The organism is Kitasatospora sp. NPDC056138 (assembly GCF_042264695.1).
Classification (GTDB): domain Bacteria; phylum Actinomycetota; class Actinomycetes; order Streptomycetales; family Streptomycetaceae; genus Kitasatospora.
This window is the reverse complement of record NZ_JBHJVK010000008.1, coordinates 138,075-154,783: the sequence shown is the minus strand read 5'-3', so window position 1 is coordinate 154,783 and position 16,709 is coordinate 138,075. Positions and strand designations below refer to the sequence as shown.

The following is a 16,709-nucleotide window of genomic DNA, read 5'->3' as shown; positions in this document are numbered from 1 at the left end:
GTCAAAAGTGGAATGACTGCTCTCGCGGCGCGTCATGGACCAACAGTGCACCGGAAAGAGGCAGTCGGGGAGAATACGCCCATTTCACGGGAGGTGCGCCATGTGCGATTGCAACGGCGAGGGCTCCCCGAAGATGTTCGAAGCCACGGCGGAGGAAACCCGCGAGTTCGCCGAACTGGGGCGGAGGGATTTCTCCTGGGGCCGACTGACCTCCGGAGATTGCACTCTGAAATTCGCCAGGATGATCCTCTGGTCGGATGGCCTCGCAGACTTCGATGCGATCGTCACCATCAGCAGCCACAACGATGTGTGGATTATCAGAGCGTTGGCCCTGCTCGGCGCAGATGGAAACGATCTTTTCCGCATCCCGAAGTTCGACGGCCCCGACATGGTCATTTCAAATTCCGACTACTACATTTCGCGATTCAGGCAGCTCAACCCGCTCAGCTACCCGGTCCAGCTGTTCCCCCTGGTCCAGAGCGTGACAATGTTCTATCACTGCTGACCCGTCAGATGAATGTGCGGTGACAGTTCGCCGGTGGTACAGGATCTAAGGAGAGCCAAGATTTCCACCTTCCACAGCTCCATGTACCCGGGCCTGGCACTGCAGGACGACAAGAGCATCCGGGCCCAGTTCACCGGCGGCCGGTTCGAGACGACAGACGCTGCGGTCATCGAACGGCTGCAGTCGCTCCCGGAGTCCGAGGGCATCACCGCGACCGCAGACGTCCCCGCCGGCGAGATCCCCCCAGGAGTAGCCGATGGCCCTGGCGACGACTGCGGATCCCGCCGACCGGCTCGGCCTCGACCTCACCGGCGCCGGCGGCGACGGCCGGCTCAGGCAGCGGTCTCGGCCGCCACCCAGTCCAGATAGGCCCTGCTCCCGGTGACCACAGGGACGCCGACGACCTCCGGCGTCTCGTAGTCGTGCTGCTCACCGATGAACACCGCCAGCCGTTCCCCGAGATCCGCCCGCGTCTTGAAGTCCACCCGCCACTCCGCCGCGTCCTGAACCTCGCCGTCCCACCAGTACACCGACCTGACCGGGTACACCTGTGCACACGCAGCCAGCCGCCCGCGCACCGCCTTCGCGGCCAGCTCCCGGGCCTTGTCCTCACTGTCGTGGGTGGTGGTCACCACGATCACCTCACGGTTCGCCATACCCGCAGCCTAGAACCGGCCGACACCGGCCGACACCTCACCACCGACCCGCCGATCACGTTGACCCGCCGACCCGCCGATCATTGCCACGCCGTCCCCGCCGGACCCCCGCCACTCGATCCGCACCCCGTCGGGAGAGGTCCGCGGACGGCGTCGCCCTCCTGGCACAGCGGCGACCCGGGGCCGAGCCGCCCACCGCTCGTCGTCCCGGTGGCGTGACCTCCTCACCCGGTGTCGGCCGGACACTGTGTAGCCTGCGCGGATGCAGAGCTTGGTACGTGGGCTGTTGGGTGCGGTGATACGGGCGCTGATCACCGGCGATGCGGCATCACTGTTGGGACCGCTGGCGGGGGTCGTACTGCTCGTGCTCGTACTGGTGGTCCGTCACCAGTGGGTCAAGCGGACCGGGTGACGGACGTCGGCCGTGCACTCGGGACACCCCGGGCTCGGTGCAAACCCCGCCAGCCCGACGCCTGGCCCCGCTGATCACCTCGGCTCTAGGCTGTGCGCGCTATCCGAAGGAGCGGCATGGTCGACTTGGAGCAGCCGGGCGTGGGCCCGGAGCCGGTGAAGAGGTACGGGCGCTACTTCACCGGTGGGGCGGTTGCGTTCGTGATTGCCGCGGTCGCGTGGGGGTGCAACCTCGGCAGCGGCCTGTGGTCCCACGAACGCACGTTGACACGGAGCGATGTCTCGCCGTGGCCGTTTACGGTGCCGTCGGGCACGCTCCGGTGCCACACCAGCGCGGTGACGTTCGAGGCCAACGGGGTCGAGTACGCACTGAACGGCAGTGCCACGGAGTCGTACCCCACGCCGGAGCCGATCTGGGCGACCGATCCGGCACCGGGATCGGGATCGGGCCCGCGCATCAGCCTCAAACCTACGGTCGAAGTCGGGCTGGCGCTCTGCTGACCACGGCCTGCGAGCCGTCGCACCTGCCGCCTGGGGAGAGGGCGGCCGGCCGCCGTTCCATACGGGCGCATCGGGCGAACCTCCGAGCCGCTGCACGGCCGCGGGTGGACCGCTCAGGCACCGGTACACCGGCCTGGCCGGTCCCCCGGGCGTGCCGGGGCGGGCCTCCCGTGGCGCCTCCACTGACGGAAGGTAGCGGCCTGGCACACTTCGCCGGACTGAGGGCCGATCAGCCGGTCGTCCACTGCCGCCCCCTCGGAAGGGCCGAAGGGCCCCACCTCGATGGTCGGCCCTTCGCGACCATGGCGCACGTGCAGTGCCGGCACCGGCGTGACTCCGGCAGCGATCTTGCGCAACTACGGTCCGACCGGCGGATCGTACGACTGCTGCCTGGTCGATCAGTCGCTCTGCACGAGCGGTTGCGGCACCCGCGCGCCTGGACAGGTCACGTCCGCTGGAGTGGTGTATCGACGGCCACTCGGTAATCCAGTTTCAGGCTAGGCGGTGAGTGCGGTTGCGGGGGTCTCGTCGAGCGTTTCTCCCTCGATCGGGTGGAGGCGGCAGCGGCCGAGGATCTCGGATCCGATGTAGCGCCGCTGCTCGGCCCATTCGTCGCTCTGCTCGGCCAGGACCGCGCCGATCAGGCGGATGATCGAGCTGCGGCCGGGGAAGATTCCGACGACGTCGGTGCGGCGCCGGATCTCCTTGTTCAACCGCTCCTGCGGGTTGTTCGACCAGATCGACTTCCAGACCGTCCGGGGGAAGACGGCGAACGCCAGCAGGTCCTCGCGAGCGGCCTCCAAGTGCTCCGCGGCCTTGGGGAATCGCTCGTCGAGCGCGGCGATGACGGAGGCCATCTGCCGGCGGACCGCCCCCGCGTCAGGCTGTTCGAAGACGGTCCGCAGGAGGGTGGCGACCCAGGGCTGGGCGGACTTCGGGACCTGCGAGAGCAGATTCCGCGCGTAGTGCGTCCGACAGCGCTGCCAGGACGCGCCGGGCAGTGTCGCGCCGATCGCGTCCACCAGCCCGGCGTGGGCACTGATCCTGCATGACCCCGGAGTCGTCCACTACACCGCAGGTATGTTCGAGCGGGACTGGACTCGTGCCTCGGCGTGGCCCGGCCACGAGGCCCCCGCCGAGGCGGACCTGACTGAGCTGCAGACCCGGTGCTGCGCCTGCTGGTGTCGGGCCGGGGGCAGTCCAGTATTGCTACGGACCTGGAGGTCAGCAGCCGTACGGTGCATGAGCAGATCGCCGAGCTGAAGCGGATCAGCGGCGCCAACTCTCTCGCTCAGCTCGGGTACTGGTGGGCGAGACGGGAGCCCGAATAGCTGCTCGGCCGTGCGCTGTGGGGAGCGCACGGCCGAGGGTCAGGGGGAAGGTCAGTAGCTGATGAATAGCTGACCGAAGTCGAAGGCGAAGTGAGCGGTCATCAGTGGCAGGATTCGGCCGTACTTGCGGTACAGGTAGACCGAGGTGATGCCGAGGATGGCCACCGGGATGCCGGCGAAGCCCAGGTACAGGTGAGCGGCCACGCGCAGGCTGACGCTGACGGTGTAGATCACCCAGGCGGGCAGGATGTCCCGCCCGAGCACGCAGACCGCCGCGGTCATCAGCAGCTCCTCGATGACCGCGGCGTGCCCGATGATGGCGGCGGCACTGAGGTAGCCGTGAACGCCGGCGGTCGCGGCCTGCGAGTGCGCGGGGCTTGGCAGCCAGGCCGGGAGATGGGCGCCGGCGTACCCCATGAGGTGGGTGGCGACGAAGGCGGCCGCGAAGAGCGCCACGCCGACGAGCAGCGAGTCCAGCCACGCGTTCTCTGCGGAGGGCGCCGTGAGTACGCCGTGGCCGGTGCGGGCCTGCACCAGGTCGCCAACGAGTGCGGCGGTGAGCCAGCAGAAGGCGCCTGCGGCCACGATGAGCATGGCGTCGGAGACGCGGGCCCCGGGCGCTGCCAGCAGGGCTACGCAGGTTCCGCCGGCCCGGAGTGCGGCTTGGGTGCGGTCCGGTGCAGCGCGTCTGGCCGCGCTCACGGTCGACCAGCAGCCGACTGCGGCGATGGAGATAGGCAGCAGCCAGGAGGCGCTGAAGTCGAGCCCCCACATCGCGGCGAAGACGGCCAGGGACTTCCCGATCGTGCTCGCCGTGGCGGCTACCAGCAGGGCCGTCAACTGCAGGCGGGGCGAGCCGGTCGCGCTGGTGGGTGCGGGTGTTGATGGTGACGTGGTGGTGCTCGTCACGGGGTTCCGTTCTCTGGGCGGGAGGCCCCGGCCGGCCGTCTCGGAGGAGTCTTGGCCCGCCGGGGCTGTGGGCCCGCTGTGCCGGTGTGCCTACCTGGCTGCAGCGGGCGTACTGGGGAGCGTGCGGCCGGGCGGTCAGGGCTTGCGGTGGCGGCCGGCAGCCTTGTGCGGACTCGTTTGGGGCATCATCTGCCGCATCACTCCGTCGCCCTTGATTCCGTGGAGGATGCGCTGGGCGGCGGCGTAGTTGTCGGCGACAGCGTGGAGGAGCCACTGGACGCCGTCCCACTCCATGACCATGCGCGGTTCGGTGGGTCGGGTGTGCGTCGCCGGGGAACCGTCCAGCATCAGTGCTGTGAGATCGCCGAGGGGACGGCGCACTGCGTCCCTTCGGGCTGCCCACAGCTCCAGTGGTTCGTCCTCGTCCACTCGGTGTTCCTCTCTTCGGCTGCCGGGCGCAGCGGCCGTCTCAGGGCGACGGCCAGGTGACTGTCTGCCGGTCGGGGGTCACGGTGATCTCGAACCGGCTGAGCGGCGGGGCATCGTCCGAGCGCCAGCGAGTGATGCGTTCTTCCACCGTGTCCCAGATCCGTGCTGGTCCGCCTTGCCGCACCGTCCAGCGCCCTCGGTCCTCGACCAGGCAAGCCCAGGCGCCCGCCTGCACGTCGATCAGGACGGTTTCGGTGCGGCCGGCCCGGGCCAGGGTGATCCGCTGTGCGTGAGGCGCGGCGAGTTGGGCGACGAACCGTGTGGTCCAGTCGTCCAGGACCTCCGGGCCACACACGGCCGGGCGCTCTTCGCCGTCGTCCAGGTCGGGCAGCATCCCGATCGGCGGCGGCAGTTGGGGCCGGGCGAGCATGAACGAGATCTGGCCGCCGAGGAAGCGGCCGGCGGCCGTGCCGTCTTCGTGCACGGTGAGTCGGGCCAGCTCGGATGAGTACTGCCAGCCGCACAACGTGGCGAGGATGATGCCGCCGGGGCGGGTCTGCTCGATCCACTCCTGCGGGACGGCCAGCACGCCGCAGGTAACGGTCACCCGGTCGTAGGGCGCACCGTCCTTGTGCCCGAGCAGGCCGTCACCGACCACCAGGTTCGGCCGGTGGCCGCAGGATCCGAGCGCGTTCCTCGCCCGCAGGCTCACCTCCGGGTCGACCTCGACCGAGGTCACCAGGTCGTCGCCGAGCCGGTGGCACAGGAGCGCGGTGGAGTAGCCGGTGCCCGTGCCGACTTCGAGCACCCGTTGGCCGTCCTCGACTTGGAGTTCCTCGTGCATCCGCACCACCAGGTTCGGCATGGTGCTGGACGAGGTGGGGGCACGCATGATTTCGCCGCGGATGTCCCCTGGGACGATGGCCCCGGCGATCTGTGTCACCAAGGACTCGTCCGCGTGGCAGCGCTCCAGCCACCCATCCGTGTCCGGCAGCACCGGCCGCCAAGCCGTCGGCGCCGAATCCGGCACCACCTCGAAGAAGCCGCCGCGCAGGAACTCCTGCCGGGGTACCGACTCGACCGCCCGGCGCCACGGTTCGGTGCGGAGGTGGCCGCCGGCCGTAAGGTCGTCGGCGAGCCGCCTGCGCAGCTCGGCATCAGTGGCCATCGTGTTTCCTCTCCAGCAGGTCCGCCATCGCGGCGGTCATCGGCAGCCCGGTCTCCGGCTCCAGCCAGGCCCACTGTCCGGACGGGTTGCACTCCAGGAACCACCATTGCCCCTGCCGGTCGATCGCGAAGTCGAAAGCGCCGAAGACCAGCCCGAACCGGCCCAGGTAGGAACGCAGTCGTTTTTCCAGACCGACCGGGGGCACCACCACCGAGTACGTGAGCCGCGTGTAGTCGGTGCGCCAGTCCAGCAGATCGGAGTCGATGCGGACGTGGAACACCTGGTCCCCGATGACGGTCACACGTACGTCGGCAACCTTGTCGATGCGCTGCTGGAAAAGGTGCGCTGTGCCGGCCACCGCGTCGTCGATCTCCTCTTGGGCGACGTCGGCGACCTTGACCGTGCAGGAGACGCCGTCGATCCGGTAGAGCGGGGTGGACAGCGGCTTGTAGATCACCGGGCCGTGGCGCTTGATGAAGGCCCGCGCGGCTTCCGGATCCGAGGTGATCAGGGTCGGAGGGAGCTGGAAACCGCAGGCGGCGGCGACGGCCAGGCCGGAGGGCTTGAACTCGGCGTCGCCGATCCGGTGGGGGTGGTTGACGTACAGGCACCCTGGCAGGGATGCCATCACTCCGCCGAGTCCGTACCGGGCCTGGGTGATGGCGAAGTGGGCGGACTGCTCGTCCAGATGCGGGAAGGTGAAACCGGACGGCCTCCGGTAGTACAGGGAGCGCACCGCGGCGAGGTCGGCGGTGCGGGTGGGTGTGCTCAGTGTGCCCTCGATGCCGTGAGGCGTGATGGTGGCTGCGAACGACAGGGTGGTGGGGAAGTCCCCGGAATCGAACCGCACGACCGGGACACCCCGGTCGTGCAGCTCGTCAATCACCAGGTCGGTCGTGGGGTCGTCCAGGTTGGTGACGACCAGAACCGGACCTGGAGGTGTCACTGGTCGCTGTCGTTCCCGGAGTCCTGGTCACCGCCGCCGGAACCGCCGGGGCCGGAGCCGTCGGACGGGTTGCCGGTGCCGGTAGCCGGGTTGGTGCCGGTGCTGGTGCCGTGCCCCGGCATCTCCATGACCTGGCCGGTGGCGTCGAAGTAGCGGCCGGTCTGGCTGTCCGGGTCCAACTCGACGCGGGCGTAAGCCGGCGCCTGCGCCGGGTACGGGGCCATGCGCCGCACGCCCCACGGCTGGGGCGTGGTGACGCCGTTGGGCAACGGCGTCCCGGTCGGGATCCGGTCCGAGTGGACGAACATCGGTACCTCCTTGTTGTTGGCGGTGCTGATGGCCTTGCTGGTGGCGCCGGGGCCCTAGGGGCCGTGATATCTCGGCGCCGGTCTACCCGCTCCGGCCGGAACGGGAATCATTGGGCCGTTCAGTGCCGGCGGGAGCACACGAGCAGGATGGCGGCCAGGCTCGCGACGCACCCGCTCGACAGGACGTAGGCGAGGATCGCGGACAGCGGGTCCGGGCGCCGCTGCCGACGGCGCTCGGCGACCTCGCGGTACTCGGCCAGCGGGTCGCAGCCGATGGGCTCGGACGCCATCACGCTGTCGCCGCAGATCGACGCTCCGCTGCGCGCCAGGCGTCCCACGCTTCGGGGAATGACCTCCAGCTCGCCCGACGGCCGTCGACCTGGACCCAGTTGCACGCGATGGTGTCGTACACCTGCCACGTCTGCGTCGCCGAATTCCAGTGCACGCCATAGCCGGTGGCGACGTCGGGCTGCTGCCCTGCGGATTGCCGTACGGTGCTCATGCGGTCCTCCCCCCTGCACCCGTGCCGTTCACCACGCAGGAGATGCAGCGACCCCGGTCGCGCACCACCAGGTCGCTGACGCGCTCCGGCGGCGCCACGGAGTCGAAGTGCAACTGCACGTCGCAGGTGCCGCAGGTCCGGCACGATGAGGCGCTCGGCTCGGCGTTGGTTGGCGCATCCATCGTGGCCCTCGTGACACCTGGTTCGGCGGTCATCATTACGGCGATTCCCCTCGGCTCCGCTGGTCTGACAGACAGTCAACAACTCGACCACGCTGTGGGACTATCGCTGATGCGGCCTCCGCATACCGATATGCGCCAGACACATACGGATGCACCGCCTACACAATCGAAACGCCTAGCGTGCAGGTTGGGATGAGGATTTGGACTGGCGATCGATGGAGATCAGAGAAGCGTCCAAGCGAGGCGACTTCGGCCGAGTGATCGAGTTGGCCCGACACGGGCGGATGACCCAACGACAGTTAGGCGAAGCAGTCGGGCTCTCGCAGCCAGCGGTGTCCAGACTGGAAAAGCGTGGCATCGGCTCCTACGACATGGGTCAACTCGCCAAGGTGGCTGCACACCTCGGCCTCCCGCCCGCACTCTTGGGCTTGGCGGACAGTACGGCGCGAGATGGAACAGAACACGTGGAACGACGGCAATTCTTCGGGGTAGCGGCAGCAGCTGCGGCTGGCTCGGCTCTTGCGACTCTTCCCGATGCGGGGGGACAAGCCGCTGCTCTGCGGCTGAGCACCACGGCATACCGGCGGCTGGACGGCTCGACACCGTCACGTGACCTTGCCGAACCGGTCCACTCTCACTTGCGGCTGATCCAGACGCTGAGCGCCACGGCAACCGCTGATCGGCGCTCCCGGCTGGCCGCAGTAGGTAGCGAGGCGGCGTCCCTGGCGGGGTGGCTGGCTTGGGACATGGGAGATTACGGGTCTGCCCGGACCTGGTATGGCTCGGCTATCAAGGCTGCCCGGGCTGCGCGCGATCCACTGTTGGTTGCCTACCAAACCGGCTCGCTGGCACAGTTCGAGGCCCACGCCGGCAATGGCGCTCAAGCCTTGAACCTGGCCAGGCAAGCCCGAAGGTGCCTGGGAGTCGAGCGGCCCGCGGTCGCCGATGCATGGCTCGCCACAGTCGAGGCCCTCGCTCACGCTGCCGGTGGCGATCAAAGGAGTGCTGACCGCGCGCTGACCCATAGTCGTGCGGTCACAGCTGGTTTGGAAAAGCAGCAACCACCGCCCTGGCCATGGGTTTTCGCCTTCGATGAGCGGAAGGTCGCGGCTTGCCGGGTTACCTGTGGCGCCCGGCTGGGCCTACCCGAGTGGGCACTGACCTCTGACACCGAAGCCCTGGCTACCGGCCACGCAAAGCAGCGCGCGCTGCTGGTGCTGGACGTTGCCGCCGGCCACCTAGCAGCTGGCCGTATCGAAGCAGCCTTTGCTCTGGCATCCAAGGCCGTCGAAGCCGGACTGGAGTACCGTTCGGGACGGATCGTGGAAACCGCACGAGCCATACGGCGCAGTCTCACTAGCCGCACTCTGCCGAAGGTGGTTAGGGACTTCGATGAGCGCTTGCACAGCGTCTACCTGTAGGGAGCGGCACTGATGCGTATCGGGATCACCGGCCACCGAGGGCTGACCGGCGACGTGGAGCAGAAGGTCCGCGAACTCCTCGAATCGACCCTCCGCGACTACGCGATGCAAGATCTGACCGTGGTCTCCTGCATTGCTGATGGCCCAGACAGTTGGATCGCAACTGCCGCCCTTGAGCATGGTGCCCGGCTGGAAGTCGTCATCCCGGCCCAGAAGTACCGCGAGAACCTGCCTGCTTGGCACCACAGTGAGTACGACGATCTCCTGCTTCATGCCGCAGAGGTCCACCACACCGGCATGGTCGAGTCCGACGGAAGTGCGCACATGGCTGGTAGCGAGGTCCTCGTAGGTCTTGTCGATGAACTCGTCGCAGTTTGGGACGGCCAAGTCGCCCGCGGCTACGGCGGGACAGCTGACGTAGTGGCCTACGCTGAGCGAATTGGCGTCCCAGTCCGGGTCCTGTGGCCCCAGGGAGCGACGCGCGATTGATGTTGTCGGGCAGATGCCTCGCCGACGGAAACAACGAGCTGCCCCCGCCCGGCCGGAGCCGGGCGGGGGCAGCGTATTCAGGGGCATACGAGGGCAACCGCGGAGATGATCAGGGCGCCGAGGCCGGTCAGGGCGGCGATCGCCGGGAGCGGCCACCGGCCGCGCTCCAGCCGGTCAACGCGCTGGTCCAGGTCGAGCAGTCGCCCGTCGGACTGGTCGGCGCGTTGCAGGAGAAGACCGAGTCGGCCCTGCATCCTCCACGCGAGGCATGGGAGCCGATCCTGCCCGGCTTCACGATGCGCGGTGCCCGGCACACCCACGACACCTGGGTGAAGGAAGACCGCGTCGACCGGGCGCTGCGGTTCTCGACCATGGGCTGGGCCGTGGCCGACATCGAGGGCACGTACGAACACGTCACGCCGCAGATGCGTCAGGACCGCCTCGCGGCGCTGCAGGCCCGGTGGGAGAGGGCGGGCCAAGCCGCTCAGGCCACCTGAAGTTGATCTCCCAAAATTCTCCCATTCGATCATGAAAAAGCCCCTGACCGATCTTGGTCAGGGGCTTTCATGCTGGTCAGAGCTGTGGGCGCAGACGGTTTCGAACCGCCGACATCTGCTTTGTAAGGATTGGCGTGGGGCATCGGTGCTGACCTGGGCCTTGCCACGCTTGGGCATGGGCCTGGCCTTGGCTTCCTGATGCCCCCAACTGACCGTCACGTACCGCCCGGTCTGGCACGGCTGTGGCACGCGGACGCCGCCCTCCAGAGTTCAATCAATAACTTGCTACGCCTCCGGCGAAGGCGGCGCCGCTGAATCGCCTGGCGCCGCCCTGGAGGCATCGGGCGAAGTCTTCTCAGACGCCTTCTTCCGGTTCGCGCGGCGCTCCTGAAACTTCTCGAACTGGGCGGAGTAGACGTAGAGGTAATCGAGAAGCGCATCGGCCAGAGCAAGGCCGTCGGCTACATCCTCAGGATCAACAGCCCTGCCGGTGTAGTGGGCACCCTCGTTTCCCAGCATCCGCAGCTCTTGCGCCCACTCCAGGAGACGGTCGTCAATCTTGTCTTGATCCTTGAGCTTCCTGAGCATCGTCACAAGGGTATCTCGCCCACTGCGCACTCCTTGCTCCACGCACACACCTTCGAGGGTGCGCCGAACCATCACAGCAGCAGCTGTGTAGGCCTTAGCCGAGAAGCAACGTTTCGCTTCGTCCTGCTCGCGCCAGAGGGCCTCCGGGATGGGGTAGGTAGTCGACCTTACTTTCTTAGGCCAGACCACGGCGGGTTCGCCATCCCACCCAAACCCGTAGTCTTCCTCGACGGCCAGCACACCTTGCCCACAGCGGTCACACCGGACAAGTTGCAGGAGCGACGGCGGCCCATTCTCAAGGTTGTGATCTGCCACCACCCCGGCCACTCGGGCTATCACTGGCTGCTCGCAATAGCTGCAAGAGACCAAGATTGCCGTGCCAACTCGGTCCGATCCGTCGAGAGTCATGGCAGGACCATAGGGGCTCTGGCCGCCGTACGTCGTAGCTTTTCGGCAGATTGGCCGGCGCCGTGCCTGCCGGTCCAAGCACACTCCGGCCGCGATGCCCTGCCGCGTGCTGGCCGCCAGCAGTTCTCGGGCTGAGCGGGGCGGTTCCCTCCTCGATCGGGCAGCTTCGCCGCACCCGGGTTCTCCAGGGGCCGCCAAGGCTCACGTCCGTGACGCTTGCGCCTGGCCTTGGCGGCCCCTGGAGGTTCCGGGCACGCCCTTGGGTGCCCGATCGAGGAGGGGGCCGTCCCGCGACCTGTCACCTTCACCATGCCCGAGCCACACCGTCGCGCCTGGCCCCGATCCCTCCGAGGAGGGCCGGGGTGTGGGGCAGCGCCCCACTTCTCTCTGCCGCACACGCGGCACCGCCGGGCGCCCGCCGGGAGCGGGGCGAAGACAGGAGCGACGGCGGGCAGCCGGGCGAGTGCCGCGCCGCGCCGCGCGCGGCGCCTTGATTAAGTAGCGAAACTCGTAACAACTCCCCCTCTCCCCCATTGAGTCCGACTCGGCATGGCCATCTACCTGCGGCTTCCGGCTGGCACATGCGAGCCTGAGTGACTTCATCTGAAACAAGGTGTCTCGCATGAGACAAGTGGGTACAGTATGAGCATGGCCAATCGGCGAACCAAGCAGAAGAGCAAGGAAGTTGGCGGACGTCAGCAACCGGACACTGCGTCTACCATCGCTCCGGTTTCACCAGCCCTGGATGCGATGCCCGAAGATCGCCAAGCGAAGGCGGTTCGCCAGCTCGTAGGACCGGGCCAGCGCCGGCGGACGTTGGTGACTCAGCTCGAACAGGTCGAGCGCGAGCTCCGCCCTGTCGTGCTCGAAGCCGTGGCTGCCGGCGTGACCTACCGCCGGATCGCCGAACTCAGCGGCATCTCCCGCGCCACGGTCGCTCGCTGGGCCAAGACCGAGTAGCCACCAGCGGAATCGGCCCACCTGGCGAAAATCGTAACGACACCTCGGTCCGCTGTTCACCTCACGAGAGAGGCGCGCAATGTCGAGTCCGTCCACCGCCTTCCTGGCAGAAACCGTGTGCCCAACCTGTTTCGGGACCCTGTTCACCCACGACGATGGATCCGTGACCGGTAACCGTGGATCCTCAATCCCCTGCGACTGCACCGCCCCCTGCAACAAGTGCAACGGCACCGGACAGCTCTACGGCCTCTGGGTGATCGACTCGGCCATGGAGTGGTACGAGGAAGGCTGGCGCACCTGCTACATCTGCCACGGAGACGGCAACCACCCGCGCAAGGCTGCCAGCGACAAGGGCTGAGACCCGCCGCAGGCTTGTGGCACGCCTGCGGCACGGCCGGACTGACCGACCCAGACTGGCGAGCAACGACGAAGGGCCAGTTCATGAGGATCACGCCTCTGAACTGGCCCTTCGTGCTGACGACTCAAGGTCGTCCGCTGTGGGCGCAGACGGTTTCGAACCGCCGACATCTGCTTTGTAAGCTCGTTCATGCGTTCACCTGTGCTCGGCAGAGCTGCGCGCGGCTCCCGCCACCCGGGCGCTGACGGTCTCCGTTGTGGCCTCGCATCCACCAATGTTGCCGTCAGTTCCCGCCGTCAGCTGTTCCGCAGACGATCATGGCCTTCGCCATTCTCGGTAGCGCGAGCCGCCAGTCAGACGTTTGCCACTGAACCGCCCGTGACGGCTCAGCCCACCCGTCCTGGCCGTCCGTCTTCCCTGGCCAGGCCCGTCCCGCCCCAAAACAGCAAATCAGCGACCCTGCTGGGACAGTGGGACAGCTGGGACACGTACCCCTCCAGTGGCCTCAGCGACACGGGGACTAGCCCCAATGCCACTTACTTAACGGTCCCCGCATGAACGCTGAGCTGCGAAGATACCCTCTTGAGCGACGTCAAGGGCACTGGCATTTGCGCCCAGCGCAGATCATGTGATCACTCGTCAGAGTCGCTTTGTCAGTGATGCCCTCTACGGTCGGCCGCAGAAAGCCCACCCTTCGCGTGGTGGGGTCCTAGGGAAGGGTGCCGACCCGTGGCGGTCCAAGATCGCGTATGCGCATGCGGGCGCAAGTTTCGTGGGACCAACCTCAAGTGCTCGCCGTGTCGCGCTGACTGGCGCACCTGCAAGCACTGCACCCAGTCGTTTCACGGACGCGGGCGCGTTTGCGGATCGTGTGCTTCCAGTAGGCAGCGCACGTGCGACAACTGCGGTGACAAGTTCAAGGGCACCAATAGGAAGTGCAAACCGTGTCGGAAGATCAAGCGGAACTGCGAAGAGTGTGGCCGGGAGATCGTTAGCGACATGCTGAAGTGCAGCACCTGTCAGGCAGTTGAGCGGCAGTGTGCCGACTGCGGCCATTCCTTCACTGGGAAGGATCTGAAGTGCTGGCAGTGCCGCAAGATCGAACGGGACTGCTGGGGCTGCGGGGAGACGTTCACCGGTGCGACGAACTACTGCGACACCTGCCGGAACTCCGAACGGATGTGCACGGGCTGTGGAGTTGCCTTCACCGGAAAGCGCAGCCGATGCAACCGGTGTCAGAACGAGGACCGAGAGTGCGCGGGCTGCGGTCGGGAGTTCCGCAGTGCCGGAAACCGGCTGTGCTCGGGCTGTCGGGCGAAGGACCGAGAGTGTCCCGATTGCGGCCGGATCTTCTGGGGCAACCGCACGATCTGCCCTGGCTGTGAAGCAACGGACCGGGTCTGCGTGGAGTGTTCCAGCCCGTTCTGGGGGCGAGACCGTCGTTGTGGTCCGTGCAAGTGGCACAGCGTTCCCCCGGAGATCCGGACTAACCGGTCCCGTGCCTACTACAACGCGCGTCGCGCCCGGATACTCGGCACGGAGGCGCGGGACCGCGTCACCGAGGCGGAGTATTCGGAGATTCGCGCCGGCGGGCAGTGCGTCTACTGTGATCGTCCAGCTGCAGACGGGGACGTGGACCACATCCGGCCACTCACACGGGGCGGGCGTCACGAGGTGGCGAACCTGGTCCTTGCCTGTATCAACTGCAACCGGAGCAAGAACAACTCTCTGCTCGTGAGGTGGCGGCCGGACCGGGTCGAGCACGGTTGTCGGGTGTCGGCGAAGGTACGGGCGGAGTACGAGCGCCAGGTCGCCGAGGGGCAGGAGTCGGGGGCGATGTTGTAGCCCGTGAGGTCACCTGACCTCAGCTGGCGTCGATGCCAGTGACTGTGACGTCGTCCATGGGTGTTGTCGGGTCAACACCCAATCGGGGACTGCTAAGTAAGTGGCATTGGGACTAGCCCAGATGATCTTTCTGGCACCTGCCAGATCGGGGTGGCGAAGACGACAAATGATCGAGCTGAACGACTCGCTTCCAAGGCGAGGCTGAACCTTCCTTTCGATCACCGCTCCTCCTTCAGGGAACGGGGTGAGGCGCACTCCTCGCAGTCGGTATGGTGCTGGGATCGAAGGCCCTGCACCGGTATTCACGGCGGGCGGGGGAACTTGGAGACGGACGCCAGCGAGTACCAGGCCCGGAAGGCGATGGGACGGCGCGTGAGGGAACGTACGGACAGCCAGTACACGAGCAAGGACCCGTTGGACGAACTGCACGCACGACTTGACAGCACCCTGAGACAGCCACGCCTGACTGGTACCGACAACCGCATGGCCGACACCACCGTCCACGGCACCGTAATCCAAGGCCGCCACATCACCATCACGGTTCCGCAGTCTCTTCCGACCCAAGGCCAAGCCAGCGGTATCAACGAGGAGCGAGAGCTCGGACGGCCGGTCGGGGAGTGGGATCCTCATGACCTCGAAGTTCACCCTGCAGGCACCACAGGGACGACGGCGCCTCATGCAATGCCCAATTACGTGCCACGCGCCCACGACAAGGTCCTCGCCGACGCCGTACGCGACGCTGCAGCTGGGCGCAGCCGTATGCTGGTGCTGGTCGGATCATCCTCAACCGGTAAAACCCGGGCATGCTGGGAAGCCGTGCAGGTACTCGGTAAACAGAACTGGCGGCTCTGGCACCCCTTCGACCCCACCCGCGCCGAAGCCGCTCTCGCGGACCTCCACCGAATCGGCCCCCGCACCGTGGTCTGGCTCAACGAGGCCCAGCACTACCTCGGCGACCCCCGGTACGGCGAACTCATCGCCGCCGCCCTGGCTACCCTCCTTCACGACCACGACCGCCGCCCGGTACTCGTGTTAGGTACCCTGTGGCCGCAGTACGCCAACAACTACGCCGCCATAGTCGCTCGCGGCGAACCCGACCCGCACAGCCGGGTCCGTGAACTCCTCGCCCGCCGCACCTGCGCCGTCCCCGACACTTTCGACCAGGATGCTCTCACCGCAGCAGCCGAACTCGCTGGCGAGGGAGACCAACTCCTCGCGGACGCGCTCAGCCGCGCCCGCGAGCACGGGCGCCTCGCCCAGGACCTCGCTGGCGCCCCCGAACTCCTGCGCCGCTACCAGCACGCCACGCCGCCAGCACGCGCACTTTTGGAAGCCGCCATGGACGCCCGTCGCCTTGGTGTCGGCCTCCACCTCCCTCAGGCTTTCCTCACCCACGCCGCCGCCGACTACCTCGACGACCACGACTACGACGCACTGGCCCCCAGCTGGGCCGAAGACGCTTACGCCGAACTCGCCCGCACCGATCACCACGGCAGGCAGGCCGCCCTGCGCCGGGCCAACGACCGTCCTACCCGCCGCCCGCCCGGCACCCCGCCGGCAACCGACACGCCCACCGCCACCGCAGGGCCTGTCTTCCGCCTCGCCGACTACCTCGAACAACACGGCCGCGTCACCCGCCAGCTCCTGTGCCCGCCTGACTCCTTCTGGCACGCCGCCCATGACCACCTGGGCGCCACCCCAGCGGCTCTGCGCCGCCTGTCGGATGAAGCCACTGCACGCTACCGCCTGCAGTGGGCCCACCATCTCCTCAACCGCGCAATCGCCGCCGGCGACACCGACCCCACAACCTGGATCACCCGGTTCAGGGTGCTGACAAGGGCCGAAGACTGGGCGGAAGCCGAACGCCTCGCGCGACGCGCCGCCAGCGCTGGCAATACCGACATCCTGCGCTGGATCGCAGTGTTGCGGGCTGAAACGAAAAATTGGGCCGAGGCCGAACGCCTCGCCCGACTCGCCCAGGACGGAACCACTTTGAGTAGAGTCGCTGTGGTCCGCGCCAGAGCAGGCGAATGGGCCGAAGCTGAGCACCTTGCCCAGCTCGCGGCGGACATGGGCAACAGCTACGCACTTGTCCGACTTCCCGGGCTCCGAGCCGAGGCCGAGCAACCCACGCGAAGGGCCACCGCCGACGGGTACGCTCGAGTTCGAAGCGCGAACCACCAAGCCAGCGCTAATGCTTGGACTGCGACAGAACATCTAACACGGCCCTCCGCCAAGGCCGAACAAATCGGAACCCTGACACAGAGCGCGAAAGCCCTGGCCGAGGCTGGGGAC

At 67.5% G+C, this 16,709-nt stretch carries 17 protein-coding genes and 2 pseudogenes; 10 read left to right on the top strand and 9 right to left on the bottom strand.

What is annotated here, in order from left to right; all coding sequences use genetic code 11:
* Nucleotides 1–100 precede the first annotated feature (100 nt).
* The gene (locus ACFC1R_RS08575) at nt 101–505 is read left to right on the top strand and encodes a DUF6294 family protein (RefSeq protein ID WP_375934797.1); all 405 of its coding nucleotides are present in this window, start codon (nt 101–103) and stop codon (nt 503–505) included.
* Nucleotides 506–837: 332 nt separating this feature from the next.
* Here ACFC1R_RS08575 and cutA read toward each other — a convergent pair whose 3' ends face one another.
* Nucleotides 838–1,161 carry a divalent-cation tolerance protein CutA gene (gene cutA, locus ACFC1R_RS08570; protein WP_375934794.1) on the bottom strand — a complete coding sequence of 108 codons (324 nt, stop codon included), beginning with the start codon at nt 1,159–1,161 and terminating at the stop codon, nt 838–840.
* Nucleotides 1,162–1,423: 262 nt separating this feature from the next.
* Between cutA and ACFC1R_RS08565 the strand changes: the two genes are divergently transcribed.
* On the top strand, nt 1,424–1,573 hold the full coding sequence (locus tag ACFC1R_RS08565) for a hypothetical protein (protein ID WP_375934791.1): 150 nt from the start codon (nt 1,424–1,426) through the stop codon (nt 1,571–1,573).
* A 116-nt stretch (nt 1,574–1,689) separates the two neighbouring features.
* Nucleotides 1,690–2,073 carry a DUF2511 domain-containing protein gene (locus ACFC1R_RS08560; RefSeq protein WP_375934788.1) on the top strand — a complete coding sequence of 128 codons (384 nt, stop codon included), beginning with the start codon at nt 1,690–1,692 and terminating at the stop codon, nt 2,071–2,073.
* A gap of 497 nt (nt 2,074–2,570) precedes the next feature.
* Here ACFC1R_RS08560 and ACFC1R_RS08555 read toward each other — a convergent pair.
* The 7 genes and pseudogenes from ACFC1R_RS08555 to ACFC1R_RS08525 all read right to left on the bottom strand — a co-directional run.
* Nucleotides 2,571–3,110: pseudogene (locus ACFC1R_RS08555) on the bottom strand (transposase); the annotation flags it as partial.
* 345 nt (nt 3,111–3,455) lie between these two features.
* Nucleotides 3,456–4,313 carry a CPBP family intramembrane glutamic endopeptidase gene (locus tag ACFC1R_RS08550; protein ID WP_375934785.1) on the bottom strand — a complete coding sequence of 286 codons (858 nt, stop codon included), beginning with the start codon at nt 4,311–4,313 and terminating at the stop codon, nt 3,456–3,458.
* Between the two features lie 135 nt (nt 4,314–4,448).
* Entirely contained in the window at nt 4,449–4,742 is a 294-nt protein-coding gene (locus ACFC1R_RS08545; protein ID WP_375934782.1) for a DUF6087 family protein, read from the bottom strand.
* Nucleotides 4,743–4,782: 40 nt separating this feature from the next.
* Nucleotides 4,783–5,910: an ATP-grasp peptide maturase system methyltransferase gene (tgmC, locus tag ACFC1R_RS08540; RefSeq protein ID WP_375934780.1), complete on the bottom strand. Its 1,128-nt coding sequence runs from the start codon at nt 5,908–5,910 to the stop codon at nt 4,783–4,785.
* Nucleotides 5,900–6,856 carry an ATP-grasp ribosomal peptide maturase gene (gene tgmB, locus ACFC1R_RS08535; RefSeq protein WP_375934778.1) on the bottom strand — a complete coding sequence of 319 codons (957 nt, stop codon included), beginning with the start codon at nt 6,854–6,856 and terminating at the stop codon, nt 5,900–5,902. The genes tgmC and tgmB overlap by 11 nt, the downstream gene beginning before the upstream one ends.
* Nucleotides 6,853–7,164, bottom strand: a complete 312-nt coding sequence (gene tgmA / locus ACFC1R_RS08530; RefSeq protein WP_375934776.1) for a putative ATP-grasp-modified RiPP — start codon at nt 7,162–7,164, stop codon at nt 6,853–6,855. The genes tgmB and tgmA overlap by 4 nt, the downstream gene beginning before the upstream one ends.
* 119 nt (nt 7,165–7,283) lie before the next feature.
* Nucleotides 7,284–7,502: a hypothetical protein gene (locus ACFC1R_RS08525; RefSeq protein ID WP_375934773.1), complete on the bottom strand. Its 219-nt coding sequence runs from the start codon at nt 7,500–7,502 to the stop codon at nt 7,284–7,286.
* 561 nt (nt 7,503–8,063) lie between these two features.
* On the opposite strand from ACFC1R_RS08525, the gene ACFC1R_RS08520 reads away from it, so the two are divergent.
* From ACFC1R_RS08520 to ACFC1R_RS08510, 3 genes are read left to right on the top strand one after another with little or no spacing between them, the layout of a single operon-like run.
* Entirely contained in the window at nt 8,064–9,269 is a 1,206-nt protein-coding gene (locus ACFC1R_RS08520) for a helix-turn-helix domain-containing protein (RefSeq protein WP_375934771.1), read from the top strand.
* A 12-nt stretch (nt 9,270–9,281) separates the two neighbouring features.
* A complete protein-coding gene (locus ACFC1R_RS08515) occupies nt 9,282–9,758 on the top strand; it encodes a hypothetical protein (protein WP_375934768.1) in 477 nt (158 codons plus the stop codon).
* On the top strand, nt 9,758–10,255 hold the full coding sequence (locus tag ACFC1R_RS08510) for a hypothetical protein (protein WP_375934765.1): 498 nt from the start codon (nt 9,758–9,760) through the stop codon (nt 10,253–10,255). The genes ACFC1R_RS08515 and ACFC1R_RS08510 overlap by 1 nt, the downstream gene beginning before the upstream one ends.
* Nucleotides 10,256–10,540: 285 nt before the next feature.
* On the opposite strand, the gene ACFC1R_RS08505 is transcribed toward ACFC1R_RS08510, so the two are convergent.
* Nucleotides 10,541–11,251, bottom strand: a complete 711-nt coding sequence (locus ACFC1R_RS08505; RefSeq protein ID WP_375934762.1) for a DUF4145 domain-containing protein — start codon at nt 11,249–11,251, stop codon at nt 10,541–10,543.
* A 648-nt stretch (nt 11,252–11,899) separates the two neighbouring features.
* Between ACFC1R_RS08505 and ACFC1R_RS08500 the strand changes: the two genes are divergently transcribed.
* The 4 genes and pseudogenes from ACFC1R_RS08500 to ACFC1R_RS08485 form a co-directional block, all read left to right on the top strand.
* Nucleotides 11,900–12,211, top strand: coding sequence for a helix-turn-helix domain-containing protein (locus ACFC1R_RS08500; RefSeq protein ID WP_375934759.1), 312 nt, complete (start codon nt 11,900–11,902; stop codon nt 12,209–12,211).
* A 163-nt stretch (nt 12,212–12,374) separates the two neighbouring features.
* A complete protein-coding gene (locus tag ACFC1R_RS08495; RefSeq protein ID WP_375934756.1) occupies nt 12,375–12,569 on the top strand; it encodes a hypothetical protein in 195 nt (64 codons plus the stop codon).
* A 999-nt stretch (nt 12,570–13,568) separates the two neighbouring features.
* On the top strand, nt 13,569–14,414 hold the full coding sequence (locus tag ACFC1R_RS08490) for an HNH endonuclease (RefSeq protein ID WP_375934753.1): 846 nt from the start codon (nt 13,569–13,571) through the stop codon (nt 14,412–14,414).
* 483 nt (nt 14,415–14,897) lie between these two features.
* Nucleotides 14,898–16,709 (top strand): annotated as a pseudogene (locus ACFC1R_RS08485) (hypothetical protein); the annotation flags it as partial.